Annotated in this window: 9 protein-coding genes and 1 riboswitch; of the genes, 5 read left to right on the top strand and 4 right to left on the bottom strand. The window is 53.8% G+C overall.

The window, feature by feature from the left end:
- The 3 genes from MHI42_RS21720 to MHI42_RS21710 all read right to left on the bottom strand — a co-directional run bounded on the left by MHI42_RS21720 (position 1) and on the right by MHI42_RS21710 (position 5,134).
- On the bottom strand, positions 1–3,072 hold the full coding sequence (locus tag MHI42_RS21720) for an ATP-binding protein (protein ID WP_342420633.1): 3,072 nt from the start codon (positions 3,070–3,072) through the stop codon (positions 1–3).
- Positions 3,073–3,212: 140 nt separating this feature from the next.
- Positions 3,213–4,511 carry a nucleobase:cation symporter-2 family protein gene (locus MHI42_RS21715; protein ID WP_039304744.1) on the bottom strand — a complete coding sequence of 433 codons (1,299 nt, stop codon included), beginning with the start codon at positions 4,509–4,511 and terminating at the stop codon, positions 3,213–3,215.
- The gene (locus MHI42_RS21710; protein WP_171719155.1) at positions 4,505–5,134 is read right to left on the bottom strand and encodes a xanthine phosphoribosyltransferase; all 630 of its coding nucleotides are present in this window, start codon (positions 5,132–5,134) and stop codon (positions 4,505–4,507) included. The genes MHI42_RS21715 and MHI42_RS21710 overlap by 7 nt, the downstream gene beginning before the upstream one ends.
- A gap of 166 nt (positions 5,135–5,300) precedes the next feature.
- A riboswitch (purine riboswitch) is annotated at positions 5,301–5,404 on the bottom strand.
- Positions 5,405–5,637: 233 nt separating this feature from the next.
- Here MHI42_RS21710 and MHI42_RS21705 point away from each other — a divergent pair.
- The 3 genes from MHI42_RS21705 (at position 5,638) to MHI42_RS21695 (ending at position 11,170) form a co-directional block, all read left to right on the top strand.
- Positions 5,638–6,213, top strand: a complete 576-nt coding sequence (locus tag MHI42_RS21705; protein ID WP_342420632.1) for a hypothetical protein — start codon at positions 5,638–5,640, stop codon at positions 6,211–6,213.
- 167 nt (positions 6,214–6,380) lie between these two features.
- A complete protein-coding gene (locus MHI42_RS21700; protein ID WP_342420631.1) occupies positions 6,381–9,986 on the top strand; it encodes a response regulator in 3,606 nt (1,201 codons plus the stop codon).
- Positions 9,987–9,994: 8 nt separating this feature from the next.
- The gene (locus tag MHI42_RS21695) at positions 9,995–11,170 is read left to right on the top strand and encodes an ATP-binding protein (protein WP_342420630.1); all 1,176 of its coding nucleotides are present in this window, start codon (positions 9,995–9,997) and stop codon (positions 11,168–11,170) included.
- Positions 11,171–11,268: 98 nt separating this feature from the next.
- Here MHI42_RS21695 and MHI42_RS21690 read toward each other — a convergent pair whose 3' ends face one another.
- A complete protein-coding gene (locus MHI42_RS21690; RefSeq protein ID WP_144026064.1) occupies positions 11,269–11,664 on the bottom strand; it encodes a helix-turn-helix domain-containing protein in 396 nt (131 codons plus the stop codon).
- A 178-nt stretch (positions 11,665–11,842) separates the two neighbouring features.
- Here MHI42_RS21690 and MHI42_RS21685 point away from each other — a divergent pair, with 178 nt between their 5' ends.
- Together MHI42_RS21685 and MHI42_RS21680 are read left to right on the top strand one after the other, a co-directional pair.
- Positions 11,843–13,048 (top strand): MFS transporter, encoded by a 1,206-nt coding sequence (locus MHI42_RS21685; protein WP_342420629.1) that lies wholly within the window; start codon positions 11,843–11,845, stop codon positions 13,046–13,048.
- A 355-nt stretch (positions 13,049–13,403) separates the two neighbouring features.
- Positions 13,404–14,246: an aldo/keto reductase gene (locus tag MHI42_RS21680; protein ID WP_342420628.1), complete on the top strand. Its 843-nt coding sequence runs from the start codon at positions 13,404–13,406 to the stop codon at positions 14,244–14,246.
- The last annotated feature ends 459 nt before the right edge of the window (positions 14,247–14,705 follow it).

Here is a 14,705-nt window from a genome sequence, read left to right as displayed (position 1 = left end):
TTACCTGGGAATTGTATAAGATATCGCCGTCCCCTGGCCGGGAACACTGTGGATACTCAGGCCTGTTCCGTACATTTTGAGCAGCCGGCGCTGAATATTCCGCAGTCCGATACCGCCCTCTGTCCGCTCTTCTGACAGAACCTCCGCTATCCGCTGAGGAGACATCCCGACACCATCATCTTTGACGGCAACCACAAGCTGGCCGGGCAGCAGCTGAATCGACAGCCGCACTGTCCCTCCAGCCTCCTTCTGCATCAGCCCGTGGTTGACGGCATTCTCTACAATCGGCTGAATGCTGAGCGGCGGAACCAGTCCCATAATATCGTCCGGGACATCGAACTCGATATTCAGCCGCTCGTCAAACCGCGCCTGCTCGAGGGCAAGATAGGACTGAACCAGCCCCAGCTCCTTCTCAACAGGAACGGTCTGTCCCCGGTTCTGGAAGTCAAAGCTGCTCCGCAGGTACTGGCTGAGATCCAGCAGCAGATCAGTGGCCTTATCCGGGTCTACCGGACATACGGAGATGATCGCATTGAGCGCATTATACAAGAAATGCGGTTTGATCTGGGCCTGCAGGAAGGCAATCTCCGCCTGAACGGATATCCGGACAGACTTGCGCATATCGAGCAGTGTCTGCACACGCGCCCTGAACTCGCGCAGCTCCACCGGCTTGCTCAGATAATCATTGGCTCCGGCCTCGAACGCAGCCTGGATATCCTCGGGGCGGCTGCTCGCCATCAGCACCAGAATCGGCAGCTCCGACAGAACAAACCGTTCACGGATCGTTTTGCATAATAACAATCCGGGTATTTCCGGCATCACCCAGTCTGCAATGACAAGATCGAGTTCAGGATACTGCTGTATTTTATTTATAGCTTCGGCCCCGCTGCTGGCCGTAATCACCGAATGGTTCTCCAGCTGCAGCACATTAACCAGCACCTGAAGATTGACAGGATCATCATCCACAACCAGAATGAAGCAGCATTCCGCAGGCGGCGGAAGGACCGGCTCTTCTCCCGGCAGCTGGACTGCCGCTGCCGTCTCCCATCCGGTAATTTCCAGATACTCCTGCTCCAGCAGAGCTTTGCTTCTCCGCAGGATAGGTTGCGTGAAGCGGAAGACAGAGCCTTGCCCCAGCTCCGAATGCACCTCTATCTCTCCCCCGGCCAGCTCAACCAGCCTCTGGGTAATGCTGAGACCGAGGCCGTTTTCCCGGTAGGCCTTCTGGGCTGCGGGTCCGCTTGGATCATAGGCATCAAAGATGGAATGCAAACGCTCAGGAGCAATCCCCTGCCCCGTATCCGTGATAAGAATGGCAACATACTCTTCTTTAACCTCTGCAGACAGCGTTATCACGCCCTGAGGCGTATAATTGACGGCATTTGACAATAAATTATGCAGAATTTGAGCAAGGCGCTGTTCATCCGTCTCCAGCAGGGGAAGATTGCCGGGCAGGTCCAGGCGGAATTCAAGATTGTCCTTTCCGTATACCTGGCGCGTCACCTCCATAATAGAGACAGCCGCGGTGCGGAGATCCACCGCCTGCCGGCGCAGAAAGAGCGAGCCGTGATTCAGCTTCGCGAAGTCAGACATATCATTGATTAAGGCAGACAGCCGCTTGCCCGTCGAGACAATCATGAGCAACTGCTCACTCTGGGCACTGCTCACGGAACCTGCCGCACCCTGCGCCAGTGTCTGGGCCATGTTGACCATTCCCTGCAGCGGCTTACGGAGCTCATGGGAAGTGTCAGAGATGAAATCGTCCTTCAAGCCATCGAGTGTCTGCAGCCTGCGTGACAGCTGCCCCACCTCAAGGAAAGACGACGCATATTGCCGGGTCATAATAATCGCCTGAACGAATCCGAACAGGACAATCTCGTAAGAGATTATAAAATAGCTGAATGACAGGTTCATAAAGCTGACCAGATAGCAGATAATAACGACGCTGAGACTCTCAATGCTGACCATCATCAGGAACATATTTTTCGGATTCCGTCTTGTCCCCTGAACCATAGAGTAGAGCACAAAGCCGATACTTACCGAGCCCCAGGTCAGCAGCAGGCCCTCCAGATAGCTGAACAGATAGGCCGGCATGAATATAGAGATCAGCAGCAGCACGCTCGTAATCATTTTAGAGGCCTTAATGACTGCAATAGACATCGGGTAATTCACGGAATTGGCGACATAGCGCAGCAGATAATAGTAGACCAGCGTGGAAGAAGCCAGCTGCAGCTTGAGCACAACTTCATACGGAAGCCCTGGAAGCCCAGCCGCGATCAGCTTCTCGCCGTGGGTCAGAATGTAGACAAAGGCCGCCATGCAGAATAGACCCAGATAGAGGGTGACCCCCCGGCTCTCTCTTACCTTGGAGAACATCAGCAGGAATAAAGAAAGAATAATAAATCCGAACAGCGCTCCGCCGTCTACAAACAGCGCAAATTCGCGGTGCTTAAGAATAGAGGCCTGATCACCGATGACAATCGGCAGAACGATACCGCCGGAGGAGTAGCTGTAATTCGCCACCTGTACAATAATCTCCATGGTATCTCCGGTCACCGAAGCAAACCCCGTATAGGGTATATTATTCTGCCTCCCCTCAGAAGCCATAGGGGCGGGGCTGCCACTGCTGCCAATCTCCTGCCCGTTCACGAAGACCCGGCTTGCCGTACGGATGTTGCTGGTGCGCAGACCGTATATTACGGCTTCCCCATAGGCAATCCTGGCCTGCAGACGGTAAGTGCCGTACCCTTTGGCTGCGGGTTCACCGGTGACGGATATATAAGGATTCCATTTCCCCGGAACCTGAACCATTCCGGACACGGCAGGCATGCCCGGGTCCTTCCGCTCCGGGGAGAACGCCTCAGGCATCAGCAGCGCACCGCGGTACAGCTCCCATTCCCCGTTCAGCTTCACAACACCGTCTTTGCGGAAGTCCCAGCTGCGCAGATCGATCATCCCTTGCCGGGCTTGCGGCATTTCGCGGTTTATATGGAGAGTCTGGAGGATAGAGAGCAATGGAAGGATCAACACCAGCACCAGACTGCCTAGAATACTCAGCCAATATTTTTTCATGCCCCATGCCATTCCCTTCTAGCTGTCATTGTATAAATTATACATTAAATTCTGTTTATTTAAGTGCAATAAAAAAAGCCGATTCCCATTTATTTCGGAATCGGCTGCTTATCTTATTAGATTAAAATTTTAGGAATATTTTACTTTACCTCCGGAGCGGCGACTGCGGAAGCTGTGCTCTCCTGGGTTTTGGACAGAAAGATATTAAGAATAATTGCTGTCAGAGATCCGGAGACGATCCCGTTCTGCAGCAGCATTCTGGCGAACTCCGGCAGCTGGTCGAACATGGACGGCAGCACTGCAGAGCCGAGACCGACAGCAATACTGCAGGCGGCAATCAGCAGATTACCGTCCTTACGCAGGTCAACATCCGACAGAATCGACATGCCGGATGCGGCAACCGATCCGAACATGACAATCATCGCCCCGCCAAGCACCGCGTTCGGCACGACTGTAGTCAGCGCTGCCAGCTTCGGCAGCAGCCCGAGCACGATCATAATTCCGCCGGCGGCAAAAATAACATTGCGCGTCTTCACCCGGGTCAGCGACAGCAAGCCGACATTCTGGGAGAACGCCGTATAAGGGAACGCATTAAACAATCCGCCGAGCATAATGGCAAGCCCTTCTGAACGCAGGCCGTTCACGATCTGCTTCTGTTCTACCTGCTGGTCCGTTGCCTTGCCCACGGCAAAGTACACACCCGTCGATTCCACCATGGACACAATATTAACGATAATCATCGTGAAGATCGCCGTAATGCTGAACTGCGGCCAGCCGAAGTAGAATGGCTGGGCCACACTCACCCAAGAGGCCGTAGTCACTGTAGAGAAATGTACGATGCCCATGGCATAGCCGATTACGGTTCCGACAACCAGGCCTACCAGTACAGATACGGAACGCAGGAAGCCTGTAGTCAGGCGGTTAACCGCCAGAATTACGAGCAGTGTAATCAGGGCCAGCAGCAGATTGCGGGGCTGGCCGAAATCAGCGCTGCCCTGTCCGCCGGCCACATTATTCATCGCTACCGGGATCAGCGAGAGCCCGATGATAGTTACTACGGAGCCTGTTACTACTGTAGGGAAGAATTTCAGCAGCTTCCCGTATATCGGGGCTGCCAGTACAACGAACAGACCGGAGATAATAATAGCCCCGTACGCTGTCGGGAGATTGGAGCCTGAAGCGATAGCGATAATCGGGCTGACTGCGGTAAAGGTACAGCCGAGTACAACGGGAAGTCCGCTTCCGAAATACTTGCTGCCCATAATCTGCAGCAGCGTTGCCAGTCCGCAGGTGAACAGATCCGCTGCGATCAGATACGCCATCTGCGTTCCGTTCAAATTCAGTGCCCCGCCGACCACCAGCGGCACAATCACAGCTCCGGCATACATAGCCAGCACATGCTGAAGCCCGAGGGCGAATATCTTCTGTTTGCTTAGCATCCTGCACTCTCCTTAATTAATTCTTCCGCACGGGCACTGCCGGTGCCGGGATTATCTATAAAGTGAACTTCCCCCGGAGACATCGAAGCAATCCGCGCCAGGGCATGTACCGGAATTCCGCGCTGCTCCAGCAGGCTGCGTCCTTCCTGGAAGCTCTTCTCAATGACACAGCCGACTCCCATCAGCTGCGCCCCGGACTCCTCCACGATATCGCATAGGCCTACAAGCGCTGCACCGGTAGCCAGAAAGTCATCGACAATCAGCACGTTGTCGCCAGGTCCGAGGTACTTCTGCGAGATGCTGATCAGGTAGTCTTCCTGACGGGTGAAGGAATGCACCGGTGCGGAATAGACCGCCTCGGAGAGGGTAACAGCCTTCTTTTTCTTGGCATAAATAAACGGTACACCCAGCGCAATGCCTGCAGCCATGGCGAACTGGATGCCGCTGGCCTCTACAGTCAGCACCTTGGTGATGGGCTGGTCTCCGAAGATAGCTTTGAATTCCTGCCCGATTTGCAGCGCAAGCTCCGTGTCCACCTGATGGTTCAGAAACGAGTCTACCTTCAGCACAGTCTCCGATAGAATTAAGCCTTCTTGTCTTATGCGTTCCTCCAGTACTTTCATTACAGCGATTCTTCCTCCTTTAAAATAAAAAAGACAGATCCCCTTGAGTGTTTCTCTCAAGTGAATCTGTCCTTCTGGGTTTTTGTCCCTTAGTGGTGTAACACATAAGCGTGTCCGCATCGCTTGGACCAGTCCTTCCCCTGCCGCAGCACAAGAAACGGAACCCTAGATGCGCTATTTCACTCATAGTCGGATAATTACAGTGGTCATCCGGTAGAAACTTATGGGCCATATTCCCAAGATTATATGAGGTATTATGATAAGTCTGTTTTTAAAAACCTTCGTATATCTTACACGCTCTGTATGATCCTTACAAGCAAAATTTTAAGTATATTTGCTGTGGATTTCAAAGTGTTTCATGAAATACACGCGTATTTCATCATCGATTCTCCCTGCTCACTAGGCAACCGTTTGTTTATGGGGTCGCAGCGCCTGTATTCCTCACCCTTCCTTCCTCCGCGCATTAATGATAAGGAAAACCTATGCAGGGAGGCATGATACGGATGGCTAAGCAAAAAGACCGGATAACTGTCATTATTCAAAAAGGGAAGCAGCGGATTGTTACCCGCACCCCGCTGGCCGGCATCAGCCGGCTGGTGTTTGTTATCAATAACCAATATACCAACGCAGCCAATACCACACAGATTGCCAGCGGCGCCGGCCGGAGCAGCGCAGCGGGCAGCAATGCAGCCATTGCTTCGCCCTATACCCGCCAGCAGGAGAGTGTCGGAGCCGGGGGGACGGCGGCGAATATAGGCAGCAGGGGCAGTAAGGGCAATAAAGGCTGTAAGGGACAGCGTGGCAGACGACATCACGCCCCCCTGATTCATCCGCGTGCCGGAGAGAAGGAGATTGTCATCGTCGTAAACAACCAGACCGTGAAGCTCCCGGGGGGCAGCAGTAGCTCCTCCGCCACACAGGTCGGCAGCGGCAGCGGAACCTACAGCTCGGGCGGGACCAATGCCGCCATCGAGAGTCCCGGATCCAAGCAGCAGCAGGCGGTCGGTGGCGGTGCAGGCGGCCATGCTTCGAACCGTGCTGCTGCCCGTCGGCGTCAGGGCGGCAGCCGGCGGCGCTGACGCCGCCTGCCGGGAAATTCAATCCTTTTATACTGGAAAATAACACCGGAAACCTTGTAAAAATCAGGTTTTTCGGTGTTTTCTCTGTGTCCTCTATATCGCCGGGCGTCTATTAAAAGTATACTTATATATATTTAGTAGTACTAACTGAACAAAGGCGGCGAACTATGAGGATTAAACAACAGGTTTGGTTAGCAACATCGGTTACTATACTGCTGCTGGGCAGTATGATTATTATATCTTCACTCTATTTGGAAGGCATTCCGCGTATCTTCATTAATGGATTAAGCGGGGGCGGGATTCTGATTGGAATAGGCCTCATCTTCAGCATTCAGCGGAATATTGACCACGGGCTGGACCGGATTACGAACATCTCCCGGGATATCGCCGACGGGACGCTTAATCCTGCAGCCGCGGCAACCGTACGCAAGGATGAATTCGGACTGCTCGCAGCTTCTTACTACAAGCTGGCAGCCGATCTTCACCACAGGTCCGCTGAAGAACGCGAACTGCGCATGAAAGCGGAGGAGCAGGCCTGGATTAATACACAAGTGTCAGAGATGGCTATGCAGCTTCAAGGATCGGTGCATCTGCAGACGGCAGCGCGTGTATTTATCGGAAGGCTGGCTGCCGCTGTCGGCGGAAGCTATGGAGCCGTATATTTGAAGCAGGGCGGTCAGCTAAACTTCGCAGCCGGCTATGCCTTTGACGAGTCGGCAGGCCGCCGCGAACCCATTCAGCTGGGCAGCGGACTGGTCGGACAATGCGCGGTGGATCAGCAGACCCTCGTGCTGGAGAATCTTCCGGAGCATTATATCAAAGTCCATTCCGCGCTGGGTGAAGCTTCCCCATCTTCGCTTATCGTAGTTCCGATCATGCATGAGCGGGAAGTGGTCGCCGTAATGGAGCTGGCCGCTTTGCACCCGTTCGGCTCCAAGGAGCACGAGCTGATCGAGCGGACCGGCCAGAACATGGGGGTGCTGATCAATACTTTGGCCGACGTGGCCAGAATTGAAGAGCTGCTGAGCGAAACCCGGCTGCAGAAGGATGAGCTCGAAGCGCAGACCGAGGAACTGACGGCGCAAACCCAGGAGCTGGAGGCACAGACCGAAGAGCTTATGGCCCAAACCGAGGAACTGCGTATGCAGACTGAGCAGCTGCAGGACCAGGGGGAAGAGCTGAAGATGCAGGCCGAGAGCCTGCTGTCCTCCAATGAAGAGCTTCAGGCGCAAATGGAGCTGACAGAGGAACAAAAAGCCGAGATTGAAGCCCAGGCCGATGAGCTGAGGCAGCAGACGGAAGAACTGTACGCCTCCAATCTGGAGCTCCAGCAGCAAATGGAGATTACCAGCCGGCAATCAACAGAGATCAAGGCACAAGCCGATGAATTATCGGCCGCGAACCGCGATATGCAGAAGCAGCTCCAGCTTACAGAACGCCAAAAGGCCGAGATTGCCGATCAGGCTGAAGAGCTTCAAGCCCAAACGAACGAACTGCTGGAGCAGAAAGAAGAACTCCAGGCCCAGACTGAGGAGCTTCAAGCTCAAACGGAAGAACTTCAGTCCCAGACGGACGAGCTCCAGGCTCAGGCCGATGAGCTTCTGACCCAGAAAGAAGAGCTAGCCGCCTCCAATGATCAGCTGCTGCTCCAAGTCCGGCTTACTGAGCAGCAGAAGGAAGAAATTCAGGCGCAAGCCCAGGAAATCTTCATGGCTGCCCAGTATAAATCGGAATTCCTCGCCAACGTATCGCATGAACTGCGCACACCGCTGAACAGCCTGCTGATTCTCTCGCAGATTCTCGCCGAGAACAAGGAAGGCAATCTTGAGAAGAAACAGCTGGAATATGTGCATACCATCTTCTCCGCAGGCAAGGATCTGCTGCAGCTGATCGACGAGATTCTCGATCTGGCCAAGCTGGAGGTCGGCAAAATGACTCCTGTTCTTGAACCGGTCTCTTTACAGGACCTCAGCAACCATGTCTTCCGGCATTTTGAACAGCAGGCCAAGAAAAAGAATCTCCGCTTCGATGTCCATTCAGACAGCAGGCTGCCTGACCATCTGATGACCGACGGCCACAGACTGCAGCAGATCATGAATAATCTGTTGTCCAATGCTATTAAGTTCACTCCGGAGCAAGGCTCCGTTTCCCTGTCCATCCGTACCAGCGGCGATGAAGTAATCTTCGCTGTCAGCGATACCGGCATCGGGATTGCCGCCTCCAAGCTGGGGAGCATCTTCGAAGCGTTCCAGCAGGCGGACGGCACCACCAGCCGCAAATACGGCGGCACCGGTCTTGGACTCACGATCTGCCGCGAGCTGGCTACCCTGCTGGGCGGAAGAATTGAAGTGGATTCCGTTGAAGGCAAAGGCAGTACCTTCTCGCTGATTATTCCTGCAGTTGAGCCGGGAGAGGACGCACAGGCGCTGGCTGCCGCTACCTTTGCAGCCGCAGCCACTGCGGATATGCCGGGTTCCGAGACCGGCAGCCGGGAGAATCCGGCTTTCCGGGAATCGTTCGTTCCCGATATTTCCATCTCGAATCCTAAGCTGCTGCAATATGCCGAGATGGAGGATGACCGCGGCAATCTGCTCCCCGGCGACACCCTCCTGCTGATCATAGAGGAGGATGCGGAATTCGCCACTATGCTGCTTGAACTGGCGCGCAGCCGGGGCTTCAAGGCGATCGTCGCCTTCCAGGGCGATCAGGGTCTGGCGCTGGCACATGCCTACAAGCCGGACGCCATCCTGCTGGATCTGCATCTTCCCGTCCTGGACGGCTGGTCGATTATCAACCGGCTGAAGAGCCGGCCGGAGCTGCGCCATATTCCGGTGCATGTCATCTCGACAGCCGAGGAGAATCAGCAGAGCCTGGCGATGGGCGCCTTGTCCTTCTGGAAGAAGCCAAGTGATTATGCCGAGCTGGAAGCAGCCTTCCTGCAGATTGAGACGTATATCCGCCGTCCGGTGAAGAGCCTGCTGATTGTCGAAGACAACAAGATTCTGCGCAGCAGCCTTGTCGAATTCATCGCGCATCCCGATGTGAACATTATTGCGGTCGGCACAGGCAGGGAAGCGATGGAGCATCTGGCCAGTCATCATTTTGACTGCATGGTGCTGGACTTAGGCCTGTCGGATATTTCCGGCTTCGATCTGCTGGAGCAGGTCAAAACCAACCGTAAGCTGCAAACCCTGCCGGTCATTATCTATACAGGCAAGGATCTCAGCAAGACCGATGAGCAGCGCCTCAAGCACTACGCCGAGAGCATTGTCATCAAGAATGTACGGTCTATGGAACGGCTCTACGATGACACAGCCTTATACCTCCACCGCAAGCATGCTGACCTGCCGCTGGATAAGCAGCAGCTGATCGAGAATCTGCACAATCCGGAGTCGGCCTTTGCCGGAAAAAGCATTCTGCTTGTGGATGATGATATGCGTAATATTTTTGCGTTATCCAGTGTGCTCGAAGGTTATAATATGGAGATCAGCTTTGCCCAGAACGGTAAAGAAGCCCTGGAGCATCTGGAGACACACCCGGGCGTTGAGCTCGTATTCATGGATATTATGATGCCTGAGATGGATGGTTACGAGACCATGAAGCATATCCGGCTCAGACCGGAGTATGACCAGCTGGTGATTATCGCGCTGACCGCCCGCGCCCTGGAGGAAGACCGGGTCAAATGCCTGCAGGCCGGAGCGAACGATTATATATCCAAGCCGATCAATACGACACAGCTGGTGAGTGTGCTGAAATTATGGTTGATTCAGTAGGAGGAATTATGGATTACCCTATTAATATTTTACTTGTCGATGACCGGCCGGATGAGCTCCTGTCTATGCAGGCTTTGCTGGCCGACACACCTTATCAGCTGATTGGTGCAACCTCCGGCATGGAGGCCCTGAAATGTCTGCTGGAGCAGGAGTTCGCCCTGATTATTATGGATGTGCTCATGCCGGACATGGATGGATTCGAAACGGCGAAGCGGATCAAAGCGCGTCAAAAGTCACGTGACATCCCGATTATATTCCTCACCGCGCTGACTTCAGAGCTGGAGAACTATATGATGGCCTATTCAGCCGGAGCTATAGATTTCCTGACCAAGCCTTTCCATCCGATCGTGCTTAAGAGCAAAATTGACGGCTTCGTCCGCCTCTATCGGACCCGCAAAGAGCTGCAGCTTAAATCCCAGGAGCTGGAGGCGGCGAATAGCGTTCTGACCGAGCTGAAGGACACTGCCGAAGTCGCTTTAAGGATCAAAAGCGGCTTCCTCGCCATGATGAGCCATGAAATCCGCACACCGCTGAACGGAATTATTGCCATGTCGGATGTGCTGCGGACCTCTGAGCTGGCGGCGGATGATCTGGAAATGGCCGAAATCATTCATACAAGCGGCCACGCACTGGTGTCTGTCATTAATCATATCCTGGACTTCACCAAGATTGAATCCGGCAAAATGGAGCTGGACTATGAGCTGTTCAACCTCCACTCCTGCATCAAGGAAACCGTTGATCTTTTCCGGGCACTCGCCAAGGAACGCAATCTGGCCCTGGAGACCTTCATCGACCCGGCCATTCCCGCGCTGCTCGTTGGAGATCCCAACCGTCTGCGCCAGGTACTGAACAACCTGATCGGCAATGCAATTAAGTTCACCTACTCGGGCGGCGTTAAGGTAGGGGTTCATCTCCGGCAAGCGATGGATAGGGTAATGGAGCTTGAGTTCATTATTGAAGATACCGGCATCGGCATTCCTGCGGACAAAATGAAATACCTGTTCCAGCCGTTCACCCAGATCGGCGCTACGATCAACCGTAAATTCGGGGGCACCGGACTCGGGCTGTCCATCTGCAAAATGCTGGTCGACCTGATGGGCGGAACAATCTACGCTAGACCGGATGTTGAACAAGGGGCCGTCTTTATCTTCACGATTCAGGTCGGTGAAGGACAACCGGATTAGCGTTTATTTCTGCAGCTGGCCGGATACCAGGCATATCAAAGAACCGCAAGCCTTCGGGGCTTGCGGTTCTTTGTGTACGCTCATAGGTCTGCTGCGCCTTATTCCACACCGCCGGGCAGCAGCTCCACCTTCTTGTTATTCAGCACATTGTCCTCCAGCACAGCGAATTTATCGCCATACTCCTTAATAATATGCTGCTCTCCCCACGCGCACAGGGAGTCCAGAATGGACCCGAGCGTCTGTCCGTATTCGCTCAGCTCATATTCCACTTTGGGCGGAACCTGGTTATAGCTGATCCGGTTGACGATGCCGTCCTGCTCCAGCTCGCGGAGCTGCTGGGTCAGCATTTTCTGCGTAATATTCGGCATATGCCGCTTCAGATCGCTCGTCCGCAGCTTGCCATGCGTCAGGTGGCAGAGTATAACGCATTTCCACTTCCCCCCGATGACCTCAAGCGTAGCCTCGACCGAAATATTATATTTTTTAGCCATTATATTACCTCCTGTATGCTCACTGTACATCCCTTTATGTGTCGCTCAGCGGGTAGTTCAGGGTAGTTTATGGGTACTTTTTGGTACCTATAGTACTTTAAAGTACGTACTATCCATTTGCGTATCTGTACTCCATAATAGCACTTACCGGCCGGTGATTACCATAGTAGGAGTGAAGAACATGTCTCTGGACACAAAAAGAAGTACCCTCGCGCTGCTGGCTCTGGCGATCAGCGCCTTTGCGATAGGAACAACCGAGTTTATCAGTGTCGGGCTGCTGCCGCTCATTGCTGATGACCTGAATATATCCGTGACCACCGCCGGATTAACCGTTACTCTGTATGCGCTCGGTGTAACCTTCGGTGCACCTGTGTTAACCTCGCTGACCACAAGAGTCTCCCGCAAAACACTGCTGCTCCTGCTGATGCTCGTATTCATCGCCGGTAACAGTCTTGCGGCCGCTGCTGGCGGAATCGGCACTCTGCTGGCCGCCCGGGTAATATCCGCCCTCTCGCATGGCCTGTTCATGTCGATCGCCTCCACCATCGCCGCCGACCTGGTGCCCGAGAACCGCAGGGCCAGCGCCATCTCCATTATGTTCACCGGCCTTACCGTAGCCACGGTCACCGGCGTGCCGCTTGGCACCTTCCTCGGACAGCAGCTGGGCTGGCGGGCCGCCTTCACCGCCATTGTCGTGATCGGCATCCTCGCGCTGATCGCCAATCTGATTCTGGTGCCCGCCGGACTCCGCAAGGGGACCCGCACACCGCTGCGCGAGCAGGTCAAGCTGGTGACGAACGGCCGGCTGCTGCTGGCTTTTGCCATTACAGCCCTGGGCTACGGCGGAACGTTCGTCGTCTTCACTTATCTCTCCCCGCTGCTGCATGAGATCAGCGGCTTCCAGGAGAAGACGGTCGCTGTGATCCTGCTCGTCTATGGTATCGCCATTGCCATCGGCAATGTGATCGGCGGCAGAGCAGCGAACCGCAAGCCGATGAACGCCTTATTCTATATGTTCGCCCTGCAGGCCGCCGTGCTGCTGATCCTCACCTTCACGGCTCCATTCAAAACCGCTGCCCTGATCACCATCTTCTTCATGGGGCTGCTCGCCTTCATGAACGTCCCCGGGCTGCAGGTCTATGTAGTAATGCTGGCTGACCGATTCGCGCCCGGCGCCAGAGATGTCGCCTCTGCTGTCAACATTGCCGCCTTCAATGCAGGCATTGCCATCGGAGCCTACCTCGGCGGCCTGGTCACCGATCATATGGGACTGATCCACACCGCCTGGGTAGGCGCAGTCATGGTGTTCGGGGCCGTTTTGCTCACGGCCTGGAGCCGGGCACTGGAGAACAGAGACGAGATTATGCAGCGGACGGAAGCTGCTTAAGCTAAGTGCTGTGTGCGCCGCAAGAGGCAATGTGTGCAGTCAAGCGGTATGCATGGTCTGATTATAGGCTATAGCTGCCGCAATCCTTTTCTCGTATTAACTCGCTGGCTGTGACGGGGAGAGCACCTTGCTCTTAAAATCCTGCCCAAAATACAACATTTCCCTCTTTATTCCGGGCAAATTTTAAGATTGTTGTATGAAATGCAGCATTTCTCGTCTTCTAAGCGGCTTATCGAAGAAATTATTGTATTTAATACAACATTCCTTTAGAAAATCCGGATATCAAGGAATCAAAGCTGCACTACGTACAACATTTTGCCCGTACCTACACTATTCCTTCAGGAGGTCATTCGATATGGCACAGCATTTGCAAGATACAACTATACTTCAGGGCGGCGTGAGTATGCCGTGGGTTGGACTCGGAGTTTTTCAGGTAGAGGACGGCGACGGGCTGGTGCAGGCAGTGAAGTCTGCAATTGCCCACGGCTACCGCAGCATTGATACGGCCGCAGTCTATGCCAATGAGCGCGGGGTAGGGCAAGCAGTCAGGGAAGCTATGGCCGGGAACAAGCTGGCCCGCGAAGAGCTGTTCATAACCTCCAAGGTCTGGAATGCAGACCTTGGTTATGAAGAGACCCTTGCCGCTTACGAGGCCAGTCTTGAGAAGCTGGGTCTAGAATATTTGGATCTGTATCTCATTCACTGGCCGGTGAAGGGCAAATACAAGGAATCCTGGAGAGCGCTCGAAGCCCTCTATAAAGCAGGCCGTGTCAAAGCCATCGGCGTCAGCAATTTCCAGATTCATCATCTGGAGGATATCCTGCAGGATGCGGAGATCAAGCCGATGGTCAATCAGGTTGAGCTGCATCCTTATCTGTCCCAGCAGCCGCTGCGGAGCTTCGCTAAGACGCATGGCATCCAGATCGAAGCATGGGCTCCGCTGATGCAGGGCCAGCTGCTGGATCAGCCGGTGCTAACGGAAATCGCCGCCAGCCACGGCAAGTCCGTTGCCCAGATCATCCTGCGCTGGGATCTGCAGCATGGGATCGTCACCATTCCGAAATCAACCAGAGAACAGCGGATCATCGAGAATGCCTCCCTGTTCGATTTAGAGTTGAGCGACGCCGAAATGGACCGCATTGACAGCCTCAATCGTGATCAGCGGACCGGTCCCGATCCAGACAATTTCGATTTCTAAGCGGTTGGCGTTCCGCCAGGTATCCAGCCTGATGTGCAGCATGCTGTATATCTGATAATAGAAGAAGCTCCCGCCTTCACACCCTGAAGACGGGAGCTTCTTTTGCTCTTTGCTCTTTACTCTAACTCTGTACTCTTACTCTCACTCTCGCTCTTCACTCTCAATCTTTACTCCTACTCTTTACTCTCACTCATTAATCTCACTCATTAATCTCTACACTTTACTCTTACTCATTACTCTCACTCTTTACTCTTTACTCTTTACTCCTTACTTGCACTCTTTACTCTTACTCTCGCTCTTTACTCTAACTCTGTACTCTTACTCCCTACTCTTACTCCATACTCTTACTCCTTACTCCCACTCTTTACTCTCAATCTGTACTCCTCACTCTTACTTCTTACTTTCACTTTTTACTCTTTACTCTTACTCTTTACTCTTTACTCTTACTCCCACTCTTAC

This window comes from Paenibacillus sp. FSL E2-0178, from assembly GCF_038593005.1.
GTDB classification, from domain to species: domain Bacteria; phylum Bacillota; class Bacilli; order Paenibacillales; family Paenibacillaceae; genus Paenibacillus_AQ; species Paenibacillus_AQ phytohabitans.
This window is presented reverse-complemented; position numbering and strand designations above follow the sequence as displayed.

Coding starts and splice junctions, on each gene's coding strand:
- MHI42_RS21720 (WP_342420633.1), bottom strand. CDS start 3,072: ATGAAAAAATATTGGCTGAGTATTCTAGGCAGTCTGGTGCTGGTGTTG.
- MHI42_RS21715 (WP_039304744.1), bottom strand. CDS start 4,511: ATGCTAAGCAAACAGAAGATATTCGCCCTCGGGCTTCAGCATGTGCTG.
- MHI42_RS21710 (WP_171719155.1), bottom strand. CDS start 5,134: ATGAAAGTACTGGAGGAACGCATAAGACAAGAAGGCTTAATTCTATCG.
- MHI42_RS21705 (WP_342420632.1), top strand. CDS start 5,638: ATGGCTAAGCAAAAAGACCGGATAACTGTCATTATTCAAAAAGGGAAG.
- MHI42_RS21700 (WP_342420631.1), top strand. CDS start 6,381: ATGAGGATTAAACAACAGGTTTGGTTAGCAACATCGGTTACTATACTG.
- MHI42_RS21695 (WP_342420630.1), top strand. CDS start 9,995: ATGGATTACCCTATTAATATTTTACTTGTCGATGACCGGCCGGATGAG.
- MHI42_RS21685 (WP_342420629.1), top strand. CDS start 11,843: ATGTCTCTGGACACAAAAAGAAGTACCCTCGCGCTGCTGGCTCTGGCG.
- MHI42_RS21680 (WP_342420628.1), top strand. CDS start 13,404: ATGGCACAGCATTTGCAAGATACAACTATACTTCAGGGCGGCGTGAGT.